20 protein-coding genes and 1 pseudogene are annotated in these 19,130 nt (G+C 44.6%); 1 reads left to right on the plus strand and 20 read right to left on the minus strand.

All coding sequences use genetic code 11. From position 1 onward, the window contains the following. Positions 1-110: 110 nt before the first annotated feature. The 15 genes from ACK1LH_RS19000 to flaG all read right to left on the minus strand — a co-directional run bounded on the left by ACK1LH_RS19000 (position 111) and on the right by flaG (position 15,012). Positions 111-1,463: a murein hydrolase activator EnvC family protein gene (locus ACK1LH_RS19000; RefSeq protein WP_411333934.1), complete on the minus strand. Its 1,353-nt coding sequence runs from the start codon at positions 1,461-1,463 to the stop codon at positions 111-113. Between the two features lie 90 nt (positions 1,464-1,553). Beyond that, positions 1,554-2,444 (minus strand): permease-like cell division protein FtsX, encoded by an 891-nt coding sequence (ftsX, locus tag ACK1LH_RS19005; protein ID WP_029566958.1) that lies wholly within the window; start codon positions 2,442-2,444, stop codon positions 1,554-1,556. Further along, positions 2,437-3,123: a cell division ATP-binding protein FtsE gene (ftsE, locus tag ACK1LH_RS19010; protein WP_029284696.1), complete on the minus strand. Its 687-nt coding sequence runs from the start codon at positions 3,121-3,123 to the stop codon at positions 2,437-2,439. Before ftsE ends, ftsX begins: the two co-directional genes overlap by 8 nt. Before the next feature lie 409 nt (positions 3,124-3,532). Next, complete coding sequence (gene cccB, locus ACK1LH_RS19015) at positions 3,533-3,862, minus strand: cytochrome c551 (protein WP_411333936.1); 330 nt, start codon at positions 3,860-3,862, stop codon at positions 3,533-3,535. Between the two features lie 53 nt (positions 3,863-3,915). Further along, the gene (locus ACK1LH_RS19020) at positions 3,916-4,782 is read right to left on the minus strand and encodes a YitT family protein (protein WP_320154734.1); all 867 of its coding nucleotides are present in this window, start codon (positions 4,780-4,782) and stop codon (positions 3,916-3,918) included. A 190-nt stretch (positions 4,783-4,972) separates the two neighbouring features. Continuing rightward, on the minus strand, positions 4,973-5,593 hold the full coding sequence (locus ACK1LH_RS19025; RefSeq protein WP_411333937.1) for a DedA family protein: 621 nt from the start codon (positions 5,591-5,593) through the stop codon (positions 4,973-4,975). A gap of 470 nt (positions 5,594-6,063) precedes the next feature. Continuing rightward, a protein-coding gene (gene prfB / locus ACK1LH_RS19030) for a peptide chain release factor 2 (RefSeq protein WP_139015506.1) occupies positions 6,064-7,165 on the minus strand; the annotation gives its coding sequence in 2 pieces (ribosomal slippage) (positions 6,064-7,092 and positions 7,094-7,165; 1,101 coding nt in all). 55 nt (positions 7,166-7,220) lie between these two features. Then, positions 7,221-9,737, minus strand: a complete 2,517-nt coding sequence (gene secA, locus ACK1LH_RS19035) for a preprotein translocase subunit SecA (RefSeq protein ID WP_411333938.1) — start codon at positions 9,735-9,737, stop codon at positions 7,221-7,223. Between the two features lie 261 nt (positions 9,738-9,998). Next, positions 9,999-10,301 carry a DUF4282 domain-containing protein gene (locus tag ACK1LH_RS19040; protein WP_411333939.1) on the minus strand — a complete coding sequence of 101 codons (303 nt, stop codon included), beginning with the start codon at positions 10,299-10,301 and terminating at the stop codon, positions 9,999-10,001. A gap of 127 nt (positions 10,302-10,428) precedes the next feature. After that, complete coding sequence (gene hpf / locus ACK1LH_RS19045; protein ID WP_029284709.1) at positions 10,429-11,001, minus strand: ribosome hibernation-promoting factor, HPF/YfiA family; 573 nt, start codon at positions 10,999-11,001, stop codon at positions 10,429-10,431. A gap of 714 nt (positions 11,002-11,715) precedes the next feature. Next, positions 11,716-12,105, minus strand: coding sequence for a hypothetical protein (locus tag ACK1LH_RS19050; protein ID WP_411333940.1), 390 nt, complete (start codon positions 12,103-12,105; stop codon positions 11,716-11,718). Continuing rightward, entirely contained in the window at positions 12,089-12,439 is a 351-nt protein-coding gene (locus tag ACK1LH_RS19055) for a flagellar protein FliT (RefSeq protein WP_029566966.1), read from the minus strand. The genes ACK1LH_RS19050 and ACK1LH_RS19055 overlap by 17 nt, the downstream gene beginning before the upstream one ends. Next, on the minus strand, positions 12,439-12,840 hold the full coding sequence (fliS, locus tag ACK1LH_RS19060) for a flagellar export chaperone FliS (protein WP_411333941.1): 402 nt from the start codon (positions 12,838-12,840) through the stop codon (positions 12,439-12,441). Before fliS ends, ACK1LH_RS19055 begins: the two co-directional genes overlap by 1 nt. A 16-nt stretch (positions 12,841-12,856) precedes the next feature. Beyond that, positions 12,857-14,635, minus strand: a complete 1,779-nt coding sequence (locus ACK1LH_RS19065; protein ID WP_411333942.1) for a flagellar hook-associated protein 2 — start codon at positions 14,633-14,635, stop codon at positions 12,857-12,859. 14 nt (positions 14,636-14,649) lie between these two features. Further along, positions 14,650-15,012, minus strand: a complete 363-nt coding sequence (gene flaG / locus ACK1LH_RS19070) for a flagellar protein FlaG (protein WP_411335126.1) — start codon at positions 15,010-15,012, stop codon at positions 14,650-14,652. Positions 15,013-15,205: 193 nt separating this feature from the next. On the opposite strand from flaG, the gene ACK1LH_RS19075 reads away from it, so the two are divergent. Further along, positions 15,206-16,102 (plus strand): endonuclease, encoded by an 897-nt coding sequence (locus ACK1LH_RS19075; protein ID WP_411333943.1) that lies wholly within the window; start codon positions 15,206-15,208, stop codon positions 16,100-16,102. A 23-nt stretch (positions 16,103-16,125) separates the two neighbouring features. Here the strand turns inward: ACK1LH_RS19075 and ACK1LH_RS19080 are convergent. The 5 genes and pseudogenes from ACK1LH_RS19080 to ACK1LH_RS19100 all read right to left on the minus strand — a co-directional run. After that, positions 16,126-16,242 (minus strand): annotated as a pseudogene (locus ACK1LH_RS19080) (flagellin); the annotation flags it as partial. 342 nt (positions 16,243-16,584) lie between these two features. After that, positions 16,585-17,712, minus strand: a complete 1,128-nt coding sequence (locus ACK1LH_RS19085; RefSeq protein ID WP_411333945.1) for a flagellin — start codon at positions 17,710-17,712, stop codon at positions 16,585-16,587. A 178-nt stretch (positions 17,713-17,890) separates the two neighbouring features. After that, positions 17,891-18,109: a carbon storage regulator CsrA gene (csrA, locus tag ACK1LH_RS19090; protein ID WP_411333946.1), complete on the minus strand. Its 219-nt coding sequence runs from the start codon at positions 18,107-18,109 to the stop codon at positions 17,891-17,893. Then, positions 18,109-18,537, minus strand: a complete 429-nt coding sequence (fliW, locus tag ACK1LH_RS19095; RefSeq protein ID WP_411333947.1) for a flagellar assembly protein FliW — start codon at positions 18,535-18,537, stop codon at positions 18,109-18,111. The genes csrA and fliW overlap by 1 nt, the downstream gene beginning before the upstream one ends. 18 nt (positions 18,538-18,555) lie before the next feature. After that, positions 18,556-19,110: a DUF6470 family protein gene (locus ACK1LH_RS19100; protein ID WP_411333948.1), complete on the minus strand. Its 555-nt coding sequence runs from the start codon at positions 19,108-19,110 to the stop codon at positions 18,556-18,558. Positions 19,111-19,130: the final 20 nt, after the last annotated feature.

A 19,130-nucleotide genomic window follows, 5' to 3' on the forward strand; every position in this document is an offset into this window, starting at 1 on the left:
CAGTACAGCTAGTATATGTAAATTATGGATCAATCATGTAGGACAAGGCAATCTCTATGAAAAAAAGTCAAAAAAACTCCTAAAACGCTTTGTTTTAGGAGTTTTCATTACTATTGAAGATATTTCATCGGGTTAACTGGGTTTTTCCAGGCACCGTCATGAATTTCAAAGTGAAGATGCTTTCCTGTTGAACGTCCAGTGTTGCCCATGTAACCAAGCTGCTGTCCCTTACTTACAGACTGTCCAGCACTTACGTGACGTGCATCTAAGTGAGCGTATACCGTTGTATACGTCTTGCCGTCGATGTTATGCGTGATAAAGACTGCATTTCCGTAGCTGTCTGAGTAATATGAACGGATAACCGTTCCGGCTGCGGATGCAACTACAGGAACGTCCGCCGAAGCGTTGGCAATGTCGATACCTGCATGCAGTTTACCCCATCTTTGGCCGTATGGGGATGTAAATGTACCTTGTGCAGGCCACATGAACTTACCGCCTGTGACAGCTGGTGCCGGTGCCGGCTCAGCAGGTGCTGGAGCTTGCGACGAACTGCCAGAAGAGCTGCCTGATGATGATGACTTCTTAGGTGAAGATGCTTTGGCTGCTGTTGCTTGAGCTGCCGCTTCCTGCTTCGCTCTTTCTTCTGCTGCTGCCGCTTCTGCTGCTTCACGGCGCTTGCGCTCAGCTTCTTGCTTTTGACGCTCAATTTCTTTAGCGATTGCTGCTTCCTGCTCTTTCAGGAACGCTGCTTCGTCTTCAAGCTCATAGATAGCTGCTTCAGTTGATTTGTGTTGTTCTTTCACTTGTTCCATTAATTTATTCTTTTCAGCTGCCTGTTTTTTAAGCTGCTGCTTTAAAGATTCAAGCTCAATTAAAGCCGTTTCCAGATTCTGCAGTTCGCTGCTTAGTTCTGCTTCACTTTGCTCAAGGAGTTTTTTATCCTCTTCATGTGCTTTAATGATTTCTTTATCAGCATCGACGATTTGTGTTACAGCACTTACGCGTGTAACAAGATCACCGAAATCCTGAGCACCGAGCAGCACATCCAAATAGCTCACTACTCCGCCTGTTTCCTGCAGGGAACGGACGCGTTTTTCCAATAACTCATTGCGTTCTGCAATGCGTTTTTTCACTTCCTGAATTTGAACCTTCAGTTCCTGAATCTTTTTCTTTGCTTCTTCAATTTCAGCCTGGCGCTCACGGATTTTTTCGTTCGTCTCCGCTGTTTGCTTATCAAGCTTTTCAATGTCTGCGTTCAGCTTTTCTTCTTTGCTTTTAAGCTCAGAAAGCTCGCCCTGTTTTTCTTTAATATTTGAATCTACTCCAGAACGCTCCGTTTGGAGTTCTGATTTTTTCTTTTCTAATTCTGTGTTTGCGTAAGCTTTTTCTTGGGTAACTGGTATTATAACGGAGCTTGTCCCAACCAAAGCCGCAAGGCCAAGTGCCAGTAATTTCTTTCTCACTCTCTAGTTCCTCCCTTTATCTTATCTCTCTATTATTCTCTGAATTTCACATCATCCAGAGAAAACAAGCAATCCTTAAAGACTGCTTGTTTATACTCTCAAGAACTTGCGGACAGACATTAAGCTTCCCCATACACCGATCAGTGCACCGATCAGGATCAGAATAGCTGACACCTGGAAGGCAAACGGACTGAACGGCAGGAATTGAACAAATGAACCTGCGACCTTTGGTTCGACCCATGTATATAAATAGTTGTAAGTGGCCAGCACAAGGATAACAGGGACGATGGCTCCCATTACTCCAAGCATCAGGCCTTCTAAGAAGAACGGCCAGCGGATAAACCAGTTGGTTGCGCCTACGAGTTTCATAATTTCAATCTCATGCCTTCTGGCAAAGATTGTGATTTTAATGGTATTTGAGATTAGGAACATCGCAGTAAAGACAAGTCCGATAATCAGCGCAATACCGATGTTTCTTGAAATTTCAACAAAATCAAAAAGCTTTTTGACTTCATCTTGACCATAAAGAACCTTATACGCTCCGTCAAAGCGCTCAATTTGCTTGGCGATTTGAGGTGTGTCGCGCGGATTCTCTGTTTTAACTACAATAACGTCATTCAGCGGATTGTTCTGTTCAAACAGCTGATACGATTTTCCTTGTTCGCCCATGCTGCTGATCAGGTTATCCAATTCTTTTTCTTTCGGTGAAAGTTCTACGGATGCAATCCCGCTCAGATTATCCACCCTGTTTCTGAGCTCTTTCTGCTGTTCAGGTGTGCTTGTCACATCAACCAGCACCCTGATCTCTACATCCTCTTCAACCTTTGTAGCAAAGTTGTTTAAGTTCATCATAATGACCAAGAACGTTCCTACAAGGATTAAAGTGACCGTAACGGCACTGACCGACGCAAAGGTCATCCAGGCGTTGCGGGTTAAGCTTTTCATACTTTCTCTGAAGTGACGCCCAAGGGTTCTAATCATAAATACCATACTCCCCTCTAGCCTCGTCACGCACAATCTTTCCGCCTTCGATCGCGATGACTCGTTTTTTCATGGTGTTAACAATTTCCCGGTTGTGAGTAGCCATCACAACAGTAGTGCCTCTGTTGTTGATTTCCTCAAAAATGTTCATAATCTCCCACGACGTATCAGGGTCAAGGTTTCCTGTCGGCTCATCAGCGATGACTACGCCTGGATTGTTGATAATCGACCTTGCAATCGATACCCGCTGCTGCTCTCCTCCTGAAAGTTCGTTAGGAAAAGATCGGGCTTTATGCTTGAGCTGAACAAGATCAAGTACATCCAGCACTTTCTTTTTGATGACTCTCGGCTGCTCCCCGATTACCTCAAGAGCAAATGCGATATTTTCATAGACTGTCAGTTTAGGCAAAAGCTTGAAGTCTTGGAAAACAACGCCGATGCTTCTTCTTAATTGAGGAACTTTTTTCTCTCTTAATTTTGCAAGATTGACTCCGTTGATCAGGATTTTGCCGTCTGTCGGCTTTTCCTCACGGTACATCATTTTTATAAATGTCGACTTGCCTGCACCGCTCGGACCAACAACATAAACAAATTCGCCCTGATCTATTTTTACATTTATTCCATTAATGGCGAGAACGCCGTTAGAATACGTTTTGTAAACGTCTGTCATTTCGATCATATTTTCATCACCCAAAGCTGTTTATTTTGTAGATAACGTGGTGTAATGGCCTGATTTAAGCTAAATTTAAGTATGTAACCATAATTTTCATATATTAATAAGATTTACCCACAAAAGTCATTATACCATCAAAGTTCGGCAAAAATAGACTTAAAAATATTACAGTTTCATTTCAGTGTCGTAAATTGTCAAAGGAAATGTAATCCAGGTCTAAAGAATTGTCGACTGATAGCGCTTTAATGTAAATATTAGAACTTTCTGACTAAAAAGACAATCTTTTTTTAGGAAGATATAGGTGGAAATTCTTTCTGCCTTTCGGAGGAGGAACGGATATTGGAAGGCGGCAAGTTATATCGTGCCTTTAAAACAGCAAAACCAGCCGATGCTGCCGGCTGGCTTCTCTTTAAGATTATTTCTTCTGCGCAAGCCATTCAGCTACGACAGCTGCATCCGTTTCGTTAATAAGACCTCCAGGCATTCCGCCCTGGCCATTATTAATGATGCTTTCAATTTTTTCTTTGTCATATTTTGAGCCGACCTTTGCAAGACTTGGTGCGGCCCCGCCGCCTTCAAGATTTTGACCGTGGCAGCTGATGCAGTTCTGCTGAACAATCTCTTCAGCATTCGCTGTATCTTTTGAGCCCGAATCTTTTGGCTCTTCTCCTGCGTTATCTCCTCCGCCGCATGCAGCAAGGACTAAAGATGTTCCGAAAAGAAGGGCAAATACTTTTGATTTCATCGCCGAAATCCTCCCCAAATAAGGATGTAAAACACACATTTATTATATCCTAACTAGGCCCGCTTGAAACCTTCCCCGAGCACATCAGAAGCATCCATAACGACCACAAACGCAGACGTATCAATGCTTTTAACGAGTTGTTTCAATTTCGTGAATTCTGTCTGATCCACCACGCACATCAGGATCGGCCGCTCGCTGTCTGTGTAGCCTCCGAAGGCCGACAGCTTTGTCACTCCCCGGTCGATCTCGCTCAAAATCGCTTTTCTGACCTCTTCTTCCTGATTTGTAATGATCATCGTCATCTTTGAACGGCCCAGCCCCACCTGAACGACATCGATCGTTTTACTTGTGACGTAAAGGGCAACAAGAGCGTAAAGTCCAAGTTCAATATCAAAGACCACTGCAGCAGTCAGGACAATTAGTCCGTCAATTAAAGCCACGCACGTTCCGAGAGAAAGCCCGGTAAACTTGTGAATGATCTGAGCTGCCAGATCCGTTCCCCCTGTAGAAGCTTTTCCTCTAAAAACAAGGCCAAGACCAAGACCTACTCCAATTCCACCGAAGATTGCACCGAGCAGCGGATCTGTCGTCGCGGGCGCAACATCCTTCGTTATAAAAACAACAAATGGCAGAAAGATCGTTCCAACCAGCGTTTTTAAGCCGAACTGTTTCCCAAGCAGCAGCACACCTGCTACAAACAGAGGAATATTAAAAGCCCACTGCACATAGGCAGGCTCAAAACCGAATAGAGCATCTGTAATCGTACTGATCCCGCTCACTCCGCCTGAAGCGATGCGGTTCGGCAGAAGGAACAGATTAAAAGCAATGGCAACGATTCCAGAACCGAGCAGAATAAATAAATACGACGTCACTTTTTCAAGCATTGGATTATATGTACGAGTGCGTTTACGCTGAAACATCCTGCATCCTCCATCTGAATCACACATATTTTTGACATAACCTTACAGAGTATAGCACCCGTCTGATTCAGCTGTAAATGACAGCGGGATAACGTGCTAAAGAGATAAAGCGGTGATGTTAGTTTTAGCATTGCGGGTGGAATTTAGTCTGCGGTGCGCGGATTTGTGTGGAGGATGCCGGTGCTTTCCGTTAACAGATCATTTCTTTTCCAGTACTGCTTTTCTTTTTCTCACGCCGACTGCGCTGCGCTTTCAAGCCCGCATATCCGGCAGTAATGATCACAAAGCCTGCAAGGAGCAGCGTTTGATAATCTGTAATTGTTTTGATGATTGTTTCCGTATCGCCATCATAGAAATGACCGATACTCAAAAACAAAAAGGTCGTCGGCGCAATCCCAGTCATGGTCAGCAATGTATACTGGCGAAGATTCATATTTGAAGCGCCAGCTAGGAAAGGTACGACATTTCCTAAATGAAGGGGACTAGAAATAACGACACTCCAAATTCCATATTTGCTGAAATTGGCTTTTGCTTTTTCCAGACCGATTCTGTTCCGAGGGCTTAATCTGTTCTCGAATGAGTGTCCCAGTTTGTATCCGATGAAAAAAGGAATGTAGCTGCCTGCTGTATAAAGGAAGCTTCCGATGAGCGAAATTCCTGCAATTTCGAGCCAGGACAATTCTAAAATGAAGCCTATTGTTACCATAAAAAAGGTTCCGATAAAGGGAAAAGCACTTCCTTCAATGAATAAGGAAAGGAGCACACCCCATATACCCCAGTCTTCTGCGTGACTCACGATTGTTTGCGTCATACCTTCTAGCTCCTGCCGTTTTAGTATGCTTTAATCATAGAGGTATTTTTAATGATCAAACAACGGCTGGAGAAGCAAATTTGGCTGCGTCTCTGGACTTAGAAGGATCGCACTTTTTTTGGCTACCCTTATTCCGGTCGCTTTAATTTATAGGGCAGCATTTCGCCCGTTTGCTACCCTATATTCCGCTCACTACGATTTATAAGGCAGCATTTCGTCCTTTTGCTACCTTATATTCCGCTCACTCCGATTTATAAGGTTGCATTTCATCCTTTTGCTACCCCATATTCCGCTCGCTCTGATTTATAGGGTAGCATTTCGTCCTTTTGCTACCCTATATTCCGCTCACTCTGATTTACAGGGCAGCATTTCGTCCTTTTGCTACCCCATATTCTGCTCTACCCAATTTATAAGGCAGCAAAGTCCACAAAAAAACAGCCGCCCCCACAGGGACAGCTGCCTCATTTGTTTTATGAAAGTTTCGAACGAAGATACGCATCGATAAACGGATCAAGATCTCCGTCCATGACTCCCTGTACGTTTCCGCTTTCGGTGCTTGTGCGGTGGTCTTTGACAAGAGAGTACGGGTGGAACACGTAGGAGCGGATCTGGGAGCCCCAGCCGATTTCCTTTTGTTCGCCGCGGATTTCGTCAAGCTCAGCCTGCTGCTCGTCAAGCTTGAGCTGGTAGAGCTTCGCTTGAAGCATTTTCATTGCGCGCTCGCGGTTTTTAATCTGGGAGCGCTCTGTTTGGCACGATACAACCGTGTTGGTCGGCAAATGCGTGATACGGACGGCGGAATCCGTCGTATTGATATGCTGACCGCCGGCGCCGCTTGCACGGTACGTGTCAATTTTCAGGTCCTCTGTACGGATATCGATTTCGATTTCATCATTGAATTCCGGCATGACTTCGCATGATACGAATGACGTATGACGGCGGCCTGATGAATCAAACGGCGAAATGCGGACAAGACGGTGAACGCCTTTTTCCGCTTTCAAGTAGCCGTAGGCGTTGTGGCCTTTGAAAAGAAGCGTGACGCTTTTAATTCCCGCTTCATCACCTGGAAGGTAATCAAGAGTTTCCACTTTGAAGCCTTTCTTTTCGCCCCAGCGCGTGTACATGCGGAGAAGCATTGAACCCCAGTCCTGGGATTCTGTTCCACCTGCTCCCGGATGAAGCTCCAGGATGGCGTTGTTCTTGTCATGAGGTTCACTTAATAGAAGCTGAAGCTCATAATTGCTCATCGCTTCAGTCAGCTCGGCAATTTCACTTTCAAGCTCTGCATGAAGATCAGCATCAGGCTCTTCTTTTAGAAGTTCGTGCGTGATTTCGAGGTTTTCATGTGTTTCGCTCATTTCTGTGAACTGAACAACTGCCTCTTTCAGCATATTGCTTTCGTTAATAACGGTTTGTGCTTCGTTTTGACTGTCCCAGAAGTTCGGATGGGACATCATTTCATCTAGCTCCTGAATGCGAGCCTGTTTGCGATCGAGGTCAAAGAGACCCCCTAAAAGCCGCTAATTTCTTAGCCATTTTTTCAAGTTCGTTTCGAATTTCTGCAAGTTCCATATTCATTCTCCTCTAAAATGGGGTAAAGAGAGGCAAAGTGCCCCTCTTTGAAAAATTATTTTCCGCTGCCGCAGCAGTTTTTGTATTTCTTTCCGCTTCCGCATACACATGCGTCGTTGCGGCCGATTTCCATTTGTTTCTTAACCGGTTTTTTCTTAGGCGCCTCGTCTCCCTCTTTCGGGTGAACCGCCTGCTGGCCTTTTGCGACTTCCTCGCGCTGAAGATTGTTTCTGATTTCTGCTTTCATGATGTATTTTGCAGCATCCTCTTCAATCGATGCAATCATGCTTTCAAACATCGCGAAGCCTTCCATCTGATACTCGCGGAGAGGATCTGTCTGGCCGTATGCACGAAGGTGAATACCCTGGCGCAGCTGATCCATGGCATCAATGTGATCCATCCATTTCGTATCAACCGCACGAAGAAGAATGACCTTTTCAAACTCGCGCATCTGCTCTTCTCCGAATGCCTCTTCTTTTTCATTGTAGCGGGCTTTCGTTTTATCAAGCACAAGCTCTGAAATCTCTTCGGATTCTTTTCCTTTAAAGTCATTAACTGTGAATGTGCCTTCTTCAAGAAGATTGGCATTCAGGTAGTCAATCAGCCCTTCAAGGTTCCAGTCCTCCGGAAGCTCTTCTCTTGGCGTGTACATCGCAACCACACGTTCAACTGTTGATGAAACCATGCTTTCAACAATCGTACGCAGGTTTTCAGAGTCAATCACGTCAAAGCGCTGCTTGTAAATAACTTCACGCTGCTGGCGAAGAACGTCATCATATTGCAGAAGCTGTTTACGAGCGTCAAAGTTGTTGCCCTCAACGCGTTTTTGCGCAGATTCAACAGCTTTCGTAACAATTTTACTTTGGATCGGCTGTGAATCATCCATGCCCAGACGATCCATCATCGCCATCATGTTTTCAGAGCCGAAGCGTCTCATCAGTTCATCTTCCATAGAAAGATAGAACTGAGTCACACCAGGATCTCCCTGACGTCCTGAACGTCCGCGCAGCTGGTTATCGATGCGTCGTGATTCATGGCGTTCTGTACCGATAACAGCCAAACCGCCAAGCTCCCTTACACCAGGTCCAAGCTTGATGTCCGTACCGCGTCCCGCCATGTTTGTCGCAATCGTAACCGAACCCTGATGGCCGGCATTCTCGATGATTTCCGCTTCTCTTTCATGGTTTTTCGCATTCAGCACGTTATGTGGAACACCTTTTTTCTTCAGGAGTCTTGAAATAAGCTCAGACGTTTCTACCGCAACCGTACCGACAAGCACCGGCTGGCCGGCAAAATAACGCGTCGTTACATCATCAACAACGGCTTTGAACTTGCCTTCCATAGAACGGTACACAAGATCTGCACGGTCATCACGCACAACATCGCGGTTTGTTGGAATCGCAACAACCTGCATGTTGTAAATGTTGCGGAACTCCTCTTCCTCTGTCTTCGCTGTACCTGTCATACCGGAAAGCTTTTCGTACATACGGAAGTAGTTCTGGAACGTAATTGTTGCAAGCGTCATGCTCTCATTCTGAATCTCAAGGCCCTCTTTCGCCTCGATTGCCTGGTGAAGACCATCGCTGTAGCGGCGGCCTTTCATTAAGCGGCCTGTGAACTGGTCAACGATGACAACATTGCCGTCTTCAACAACGTAATCAACGTCATTGTGCATCACAACGTGGGCTCTTAATGCCATATTAATATGATGGTTGAGAGACACATGTGTTAAATCGAACAGGTTTTCAATATTAAAGGCTTTCTCTGCTTTAGACATTCCGTCTTCAGTCAGCTGCACGCCTTTTGTTTTTTCATCAAACGTATAGTCCTCATCGCGCTTCAGCGAACGGACAAAGCCGTTAGCCTGTACATAAAGCATCGTGGATTTCGCAGCAGAACCCGAAATGATCAATGGCGTACGAGCCTCGTCAATCAGGATGGAGTCAACTTCATCAATAACCGCATAATGAAGCGGGCGCTGAACCATCTGCTCTTTGTAAAGAACCATGTTGTCGCGCAGGTAGTCAAAGCCAAGCTCATTGTTCGTCGAATACGTAATATCGCACGCATAGGCAGCACGCTTTTCCTCTTTGGAAAGACCGTTTGAATTGAGTCCGACAGTCAGGCCGAGAAACTCATACAGCTTGCCCATCTCAACAGCATCACGGCTTGCAAGGTATTCATTGACCGTCACAACATGAACGCCTTTTCCGGAAAGAGCATTCAAATAAACAGGCATCGTGGAAGTCAGTGTTTTACCTTCCCCTGTTTTCATCTCAGAGATATTCCCTTCGTGAAGAGCGATACCCCCCATCAGCTGAACCGGGTACGGATAAAGTCCGAGCACTCTCTTTGAAGCCTCGCGCACAACCGCAAAAGCCTCTGTCAAAAGATCATCCGTGCTTTCGCCTTTGGCAACACGCTCTTTAAATTCCAGCGTCTTCGCCTTCAGCTCTTCATCAGAAAGCATCTCCATGTCACCTGCTAAAGATTCTATTTGATTAGCCATTTTTTCGTATCTATTCAATGCACGTTTGTTAAAATCAAACACCTTATTTAAGATTCCAAGCATTATATACGCTCCTCTGTTAGTGAAGTGCCATACGTGAAGCTACTCATGGCAGGATAATCATCCGTCCTGCAAAACTACCTTCTATTTTACCATATATTAAATAATATCAACAGTTTATCCTGTTTCAAAGCGAAAAACCGCTCTCCCTCAACTTTTTTAAAACATCGTCTTCAGGTTTGCTGAAGAAGCTTATGTATTTTTTAAAAAAGAAAACAAAAAAATCCGGCATGGCCGGAATTCCCTTCTATTCTATGTATACCTTTATAGAAGATCAGCGGAGGAACTGCTTTTCTGTTCGGAACATACATTCTTTGTTATCACTTGAAGATTTTCATGCATTTTGAACATGACAATTAACAGCTCACAGTAGATCCTGATGACAAAGGGACCAAACAGCAGTGTCAGCAGCCCTGCAAACACTTGAGCTCCACCCCCGAAATCAGCACTCGCTCCTGTTGCAATCGAGATAAATCCCGCGATGATGCTGAGGGCCGATCCCACATAAAAGATAACCGTAATAATAGTGGGGGTAATCATTTTATTGAATTTTAAAAAGTCCTGCATGCTCATCTCCTCCTTCTCTAGAGCATATGACTTTAGAATCATTAAATATGTCTAACAAAAGTAAAAATATGTAAATTGGAACAAATGAAAAGCAGCCTCTGCATAGAGAGACTGCTTGATATGGTTGTTATTCAGTCGGTTCAATAATCGCGTACTTGCCGTCTTTACGCTGATACACAACGTTTGTTGTGTTTGTTTCAGCATTTGTGAAGACGAAGAAATTATGACCGAGCATATTCATTTGGAGAATCGCTTCCTCGCTGTCCATCGGCTTTAAGTTAAAGCGTTTTGTGCGGACAACCTGGATCTGGTCTTCTTCTTCCTGAACGGCTGTCTGGGTCTGTGCCCCTTCAGCTTCTTCTGTGCCTGCTGCAAACATGAATTTAGGTGATCCCTGTTCGCGCAGCTTGCGGTTTACTTTTGTTTTATGTTTACGGATTTGACGCTCGAGCTTGTTTGTCACAAGATCGATGGCAGCGTACATATCCTCGTTATATTCCTCAGCACGCAACACTAGATTGGTCATGGGAATGGTTACTTCAATTTTTGATTCCTGATCGCTGTAGAATTTCAAATTTACGTTTACGTTTGCTTCAACTGAATCCTCAAAATAGCGTTCCAGTTTGCCGATTTTCTTCTCGACATACTCTCTTAATGCTGGAGTTACCTCAATGTTTTCGCCTCTGACGTTATAATTCAAAATGAACTCCTCCTTTGTTAAGGATATGTAAACTTAATTCTTCCTTTCCCTTTAGAATTCCTGCTGAAACGTAAAAATAATGTTAAAACAATGTGAAATTTGTTGAAGTTTGCGGTTCAGAAGGAAAGGATGTGAATAGAGTATGCGGGGGGCGTTTGATTTATTCTGAGAAGAAGAGGACTGTTTTTATGAAATCGTACCCGTTCCCTTGCGCTCCAGTCACTTGCTTTCCGCGGGGAGTGCCTGAAGCTTCCTCGCTGCGCTTGCGGGATCTTCAGTGCCCTCTTCATCCCTTAGAAAAGCGGATGCGCCCGTTTTGCTCCGGCAGTCAGATAAGAAATCACCCGAAAAGTCCGGGTTTGACTTTTTGGGGGATTTTGTTCTGACAGAGGAGTTGGGCGCTGCAGCTGGACAAGGAGTCAAGTGCCTTCCGCTGCAGTCCACTGGTGACCAAACTAATAGTTAAGCTTCGCGTCCCTTTTCTGCAATCGCTACCGCAATTTTTCATTCAATACGTATAAACTTATGTATTTCATGGCATCCTTTATAGTAACTAGCTCCTTCCGTAATGTAGCTCTGATTTGGTTTGCCAAATTAATCTACGATGTTACGAGAAAGGAGCTCTTTTTGTTCATGATAATCCGCCGCAATCCGCATAAACATCCCCCATTGAATCAAATCCAAATAAAAAATCCCGTCCTTATTCCGGCGGGATCAGTGAAGCAGGTATGGGAGCAGGCATGTCTGGATGTCGCGCTTCCAGGCTTTATATAGATGGGATAATCTTTTTAAATAGGCATGGAAAAGGTGGGATCCGCCTTCTGGCGCCGGTCTTAGTTCTTCGAGCATGTCGTCAAAGAGAAGAATGCTTTTCTGGAGCTCTGAATTGCTTCGGGCCGCATGCATCATGGAGCTGTGAACGGCATCGACCTGTATGAAGGCGTCCATCAGATCGTCCATGATTTGCTCGCGATTTGTATATTCCATGCTTTCATAGCTTTTGATCAGATAATAAAAACACTCTTCGATTGTGTTCAGTAGCTCATTATAGGAAAGGAAAAGCTCGTAATCGCTTTGAGTTATGGCGTCACTTGCGCTTATCATAATACATTCCGTCGATGGCTGTGCTCTGGTAGGGGTTTGCATATTTCTGGCCGGAGGCTTTTTGCAGCTTTAATTTTGTCATATCTTCTTTAATCTCATGTTGCACGGCTTTCAGCTTTTGATGGATAACCGCGTTCCATTCCGTGATTTCTTTTCCCAGCTGTTTTTCCTGCTGAGTGTATGGCGGCTTCAGGTTTGAGATCAGCACTTCCCGCTGTTCGATCCACTGCTGGATGTTCAGGATATAGCTGTCTCTCATATCCTTTTGCTGCGACCCGTTCACTTCACTCAGCAGCTGATGAGTAAGCTGGTGCAGTTTTTCAACAGCGCTCATCAGATAGGGCCGCCCTGTCCGAACTGCTGCCTGCGTGCGGACTGGATGACCTGCTTCCAAGCATCGCGGAATTCAGTTACATATCCCTCTGCTTCAGAGAGAATCTCCGGATCATTTGAGATATTCGCTTCTACGAGCCGGCGGTTGATGTATTCATACATCTGTATCATCGACCCGGAAACCTCAGCTTCAGGGTTCAATGTGATCATCAATTCCTGAATAATGCGCTGCGCCTTTTGAAGATTGATGTTTTTTTCCTGAACCTGTTTCTGTTCCATCGCTGCCCGTGCCTGTTTGATAAATTTGAGGCAGCCGTTATAAAGCATCAGTGTCAGCTCGCCTGGAGATGCCGTGCTTACTGAATTCTGCTGGTACGCCTGATAGGGATTTGTCAATGCCATCGTGTTAACTCCTTTTTTAGCCGAATTGCTGCATTAAATAACTCATTTGTTCATTTGATCGCTGAATCGCTTTTTCCATAGCCGTAAACTGCGACCAGTAGCGGTCCTCTACCTGCGTCAGTCTGTCTTCAAAACGCGTGATCTGATTATCAATGGATGAGAGATTTCTGCCGATTGTAAACTGCTGGCTTGTGGAACTGGACGTGCCCGCTTTGGCATTCAGCTTGTCCATCGTTGTTTTTAAATTGTCGTACAGGTTGGTGATGATTCCTTTTTCCCCGCTCGTCGGGCCATTGCTTGTAAACAGCTTTTCAACGCCGTCCGGATTTTCTTCAATCGCCTTTTTCAGCTTCGCCTCATCAATGATCAGCTTTCCGCCCTCGCGGTAGTTTGTGGAGGTCGTAATTCCGATATTGGAAAGGTGGGTAAAAGATGTCCCTGATGCTGAAGACAGCGTTGAGTAGAAATCGGTTCGCATTTGGCTCAGAGCACCAGTCAGAATCGAGTCTTTTCTGAGCATCCCGCTTTTCGCCTTTTCATCCCACTGCTCCTGCTGCTTGTCAGACAGAGCTTCGCGCTCTTCGTCAGATAGCGGCTGATAGTCGCGGTATCGGGTTTCATCCGTTTTCGTCTGGATTTTCGCAATGGTTTCGTTGTAAAGGGTGACGAATTTTTTAATGTTGTCAAAAACGGCATTCGTATCATTTGTCACGTTAATAGAGACAGGTGGATCAGCTGCCGTGAAGGTGTTTTTCAGAGTAAAGGTAACCCCGCTCATTGCAAATGTGTTGGATGTACGCTCTGTTTCAAGACCGTTGATGGTGAACTTCGCGTTTTGCCCGCCCGTTTCTGTGCCTGAGCCGAATCTCAGCACGTTATTCAGGAAGCCTGCGGACGTAATGATTTCATTGCCGCCCTTGTTAAAATCGCCGGTTTCTTTTCTCGTAAGCGTAATCTTGTCTGAAAAGGAATCATACAGCGCCGTCACACCAAGTGATGATGAATTGATTTTTGTAAAAACGCTGTTCAATGATTCTGTGCCCTGGATCAGGAAATTCTCTTTTTTGAGACCTGTTGAAGTGTGCGTCTGCATGTCAAAAGAGAAGTACTGGTCCGTACTCTCAATCACGTAATCCACTTTGATGACGCTTCCTTTTTTGATCGTTTCGCCGAACGTCAGGTTGCCGTCTGTATCAAGTGCAGCTTCTCCCGCTTGAGGAGGACCCGTCACAAGTTTAAAGGATTTGCCGTCCACTTTGATAATCGCGTCTTTATCAACATTTTTCAGCACTTGCCCGGTTTCGAGTGTCAGCTTAAAGGACGTCCCGTCAGCGGCGGCAGTAACTGTCTGATTTTTAACGGTTCCTGTCTGCCAGTTAAAATTTGTATTGGCAAACGAATCTTTTATATCCTGGAGAGCTTTGGACGGGTCGACCTTTTGACCGGAGGCAGAGATAGCTCCGGCATTCACCTTTGTCGCTGCCGTTGCAAGCTGATCCACTTTCGAGATGCTGTAGGACGCCTGGCTCGCCGCGCTTGTTGCAGTCGCCGTCACTCTATCAGCATTGGAGCTGTTCGTAGTCCGTGCCCGGTAATTGCTCGTCAGCTTCATATCAAACGCGGCATTCCGGAATGAAAACAGCAGGCTGTTCATCTCGCGGTAGCCGTCGCGCTGCCACTCAAGCACCTGCTTGTTCTGCTTCAGCTTATCAAGCGGCATTCTCTCCGCCTTCATTAAATCTGCCACGAGCGAATCAATATCCATCCCGCTCGCCAAACCGCCGATTCTGACCATGTACCTTCACCTCTCTAGATTTTTTTATCTACTACAAACCCCAGGAATTCCGTTAATGCTGCATACAAATCCAGCATCTTCTTCGACGGAATCTCCCGGACAATTTCCTTCGTCTGACTGTCTACCACCGTCACATAATACTCATTCAGCTTCTCATGCAGCTGAAACTGAATCGACGTATTCGCCGGCTGCAGAAACTCATTGATGCTGTTCACCGCTTTTTCAATCTCTTCTTTCGGAAAAGCAGGAATGTATTCTTCTTTACTTCCTTCTTGTATGGTTACGGGCTTCGTGTCAATTTCTGAGATGCGCGGACCAGGCTGGGATGACATTTTCTCAATCATCATGATGGGTCGCTCCTTGGATAAATGTTCTATTGATTATATCGGAGGGAATGGGGAGATTTGAAGGTTTGGGGGAGTTTAAATTGGGCTTAAATGTGTAAAGGAAGATTATTATTCTTTACAGAAATAAATATCATTAAGTAAAATAAGATAAGAACAAACGTTCCTTTTTGAAGGAGGTATTTAGATTAATACTTTTGAGACTACACCAATAGAAGTCATGCAAATGCTGACAGGTAAATTGTTAGGAGACGGAAATTTATCTATTGAAAAAGGAAAGAGACCAAGATTTCGTTTTTCACACTCTTATGCAGATTCTGGTTGGTGTTTTCACTGCTACGAAACTCTTAAAGCACATATCCCGCTCAGTAAGCCTAAATACAGGAGGATCTCTGACAATAGAATAGAGGCTGGGTATACCGAACAGTTCTATGTTCAATCCAAATTATCGCCTCTCTTTGATAGCTTACTTCCACTTTGGTATAAAGAAAGAACAAAGTGTATCCCATTCCCCCTTCTTGAACAGGTTATTAATCCTCTAGCCTTAGCTTGGTGGTATCAGGATGACGGACATTTAAAAATACAAAACAACGCCCCTAAAAAAATTATCCTATCCACAGATTCGTTTCATCAAAAGGAAAACAGGTTTTTAATAGAGTTACTTTACACCCAATTTAAGCTTCACTTTAAACTAGATGGGCAAAATCGTCTGGTCATTTACGATCAAAAACAAATTCTGCTGTTCCTGAGGATTGTGCACCCGTACATTCATCATTCTATGAAACGAAAAATGCTTTCGCCTTCAGAATCAGAAATAACCTTCCATGACTACAAGAGAACATCAATTCATATTCCTATTCAAATTCGAATTAAAAAGCCAACGCAAGATATTAGAGACGTTATTAATAAATCAATGAATCTTAACCCACTCTCACTGTATGAATCATATTTTTCACTTTCTAATACTAATGAAATGAGGATACGAAAATCCTATCAAATTGTTTTAACGAGGAAGCATCAGGAGTTCCTTGATTTGATTAAAAGGGAAACAGGTATGAATATGAGTGAAGCTGTAAGTACAATGCTTACTCTGAATATACATTCTAATAGAAAAAGACTCTAGCTGCGCTAGAGTCTTTAATCCAATTAACGAAGTAATTGAAGAACACCTTGAGGCTGTTGGTTGGCTTGAGCCAGCATAGCTTGTGCAGCTTGAGAAAGAATAGAATTCTTTGTTTGGTTCATCATTTCTTTCGCCATCGCGCGAACATTTACTTTCATAAATGACCAGACTATATCTTCACCCTCTGAACTTTCGAGTAGGGGTTGGGCACTTCGGATCTTCAATGCTGAACCACATTGATTCACCTACGGATTTCATCACCATAGCTTGCGCCTTAGATGGTCTATCCTAGTCGTTGAACCTTCTCCAGAGTTTCCTCACAGGAGCTTGGCTGCTGATTGCCCAATCTTTTCTTTTTTCGGACCTTCACGATTGTCGTTTCCGACTGCGTTGTGGCAAGAAAAGCTCTAAGGGGTTTCCAGCAATTCACCCAATTATGATCTCTGGCCGTTACCAGCCAGGACGACTGTGCTTGTCGCTGCTTAGGCAGCTAAAGCATAATCTACGTCACGGATACGAGATTCCGCAGCAGTTAGGTTTTCAGAAGATGTTCCTAGGTTGTTGATTGTATGCTCTAAACGATTTTGGTTTGCACCCAGTTTCGAACGTTCTGCAGAAACTTTATCAATAGCGCTTTGAATTGCAGTTACAGCATTACCGGCATTTGCTGACGTAGAAACATCTAACGCATTTTCGTTTGCTGTATTATTTGTTCCATCAGTAACAGTAGTTGTAGCAGTGAAACTTGTTCCTGTTCCAGTGATACCTAATGCAGCAGCACGCATATCTTCAAATTCAAGAGTCATTGTTTGACTCTCGTTAGCTCCGATTTGAGTAGAGAATGAAGACTTCCCTCCAGTAGCTGACGTTGCAGGTGAAGCCGGCGTCGATGCAGTTACACTAATTGACCAACTATCATTTGCAACAGGAGTTGCCGGTAAATTTATTTCCAATCCATCTTCTGTGAATTGCCCACCAGTAACTGTTATTGCGTTAGCACCAGTACCTTTATCAAGAGTAAAGTTCGTTCCATCAGTAGTAGCTAGAGTCCACGTACCTGTAGTACCCGTGAATGTAGTTTGGTCTGTAAATGTAACATCTCCACTTGTTCCTACTGTTTGGCTAGTTGTAGCTGCAGCTGGCACTGCTGGTGTCCCAGGTCCTGCAGGAGATCCAGGTGTAACTGTACCAGCACTAGCATTAAGTAGCTTTTGATTATTGAATTCAGTAGTATTTCCAATTCGGTTGACTTCTGAAGTTAATTGGTTAATCTCTTTTTGGATTTCTCCACGATCTGTACCAGTGTTCGTATCGTTACCAGCCTGAACAGCTAGTTCACGCATACGTTGTAAGATATCATGTGTTTCATTCAAAGCACCTTCAGCAGTTTGAATCATTGAAATTGAGTCTTGGGCATTACGAGAAGCCTGATCCAATCCACGAACCTGCGCACGCATTTTTTCTGAAATCGCAAGTCCAGCTGCATCGTCACCAGCACGGTTGATACGCTGACCAGAAGCTAATTTCTCCATTGATTTAGATTGAGCGTTAGAAGCACTGCTCAATTTGTTGTAAGTATTTAGAGCCGCAATATTATGATTGATTCTCATTAGTATATTTCCTCCTTGAAATAGTTGTTTTCATCCACATCCTTGTGGAAGATGTCAGACTGGACCGAGCCGGCCGTCTGCAGTCCTGCCTGACACTTTTTATATCGACATGGCTGAGTATTGTTTAATAGAATTAGAAAAAAAATCATAAAAAAACCTCAAGCCGATGTGCCTAAGGTTATCTGTTTCTTAGCTGTGACAGGAGGCTAAGTGAAACGTCCGCCGCTTTGTTGTTTTCATCCTGAATGGAAAGGTAGATTTCTTTCCGGTGGATGTCGATGTGTTTTGGGGCGCTGATGCCGATTTTGACCTGGTCGCCTGAGATGGAGATGACGGAGATCTCGATATCGTCGCCAATTTTGATGGCTTCCCCTGTTTTTCTTGTGAGTACGAGCATCAGGCTTCCTCCCACAGGCGGTGTTTGGTTATGTAGTCTGTTCCGCTCAGGATGAGCTGCTTGCCTGTTTTTTGTTTACGGTTGATGATGACCGGTCCCTGGAGATTGGCGGTTGAAGCATTGAAGGGGTCTGTTACGGTCAGGATGACGTAAACTTCAACGTCTTTTTCGCTATCAATGGACAGGGTTTCTTTTGAGGCTTCGTCAATCTCAAATTCATAGTCTTTGAAAAAGAAAAACGGGCTTGTGACGACGAAGGCTGTTGACGGACTCTGAACAGACTGAAGAATAAAAAAGGAGGAATCCTCTTCAAGCGGCAGGAGGACAAACGATTTTTCATCCAAAAATCCTGGTACGCCATGCCCAAACGTCAGTTTCTCTGCTTCGCCCACATCGACCGTTCCGTGGTACTTCGTTTCGATAACCATGCTTCACGTTCCTTTCTGTTAAATGACAAAATCAATTTTCAGCTGATTGCGCTCAGCCAGATGGATCTTTACGTCTCCGGCTTCATAGTTCATGTCCGGCTTATTTGTCGTGCTTTCGATGATGGGTTTATTCGTCTTCACATCAATCTCAACCTCTGCAGGCTGATAAGCAAGCTTCACACTGAAATGCGACGGGATAAAGCCGATGTTAAATTGCTTCTCCGGACGCTCGCTGTTTGATTTTGCCTGAGCAGTCAAAGGTCTTCCGCCGTTTTCAATCCGCATCTGCTCATCACCCTGCCTGATGCGCCTTGCAATGCCGGACAAGAGATCCTGCCTGCCCATATCCGCAGCTTCTTCAATGCGCTTTGAAATATGCTTTAAATCGACATCTTCCCGCGCTTTCGACTGATCAATAGTCAACTTCCCCGGTGTGGTCCTGATCGTCAGCTCTGCTTTCGGCTGCTGTATGGAGAGGTCAGCAGGCTTCTGTTCGATGGAGAGCTTTGCGTTGACCGTCTCGATTCCGATTCTGGCAAACCTGCTTTCAAGTCTGATTTGAGGAATTTTCATCTTTTCACTCCCAGTAAAAA

It is taken from the genome of Metabacillus indicus, assembly GCF_046603695.1.
GTDB classification, from domain to species: domain Bacteria; phylum Bacillota; class Bacilli; order Bacillales; family Bacillaceae; genus Bacillus_P; species Bacillus_P indicus.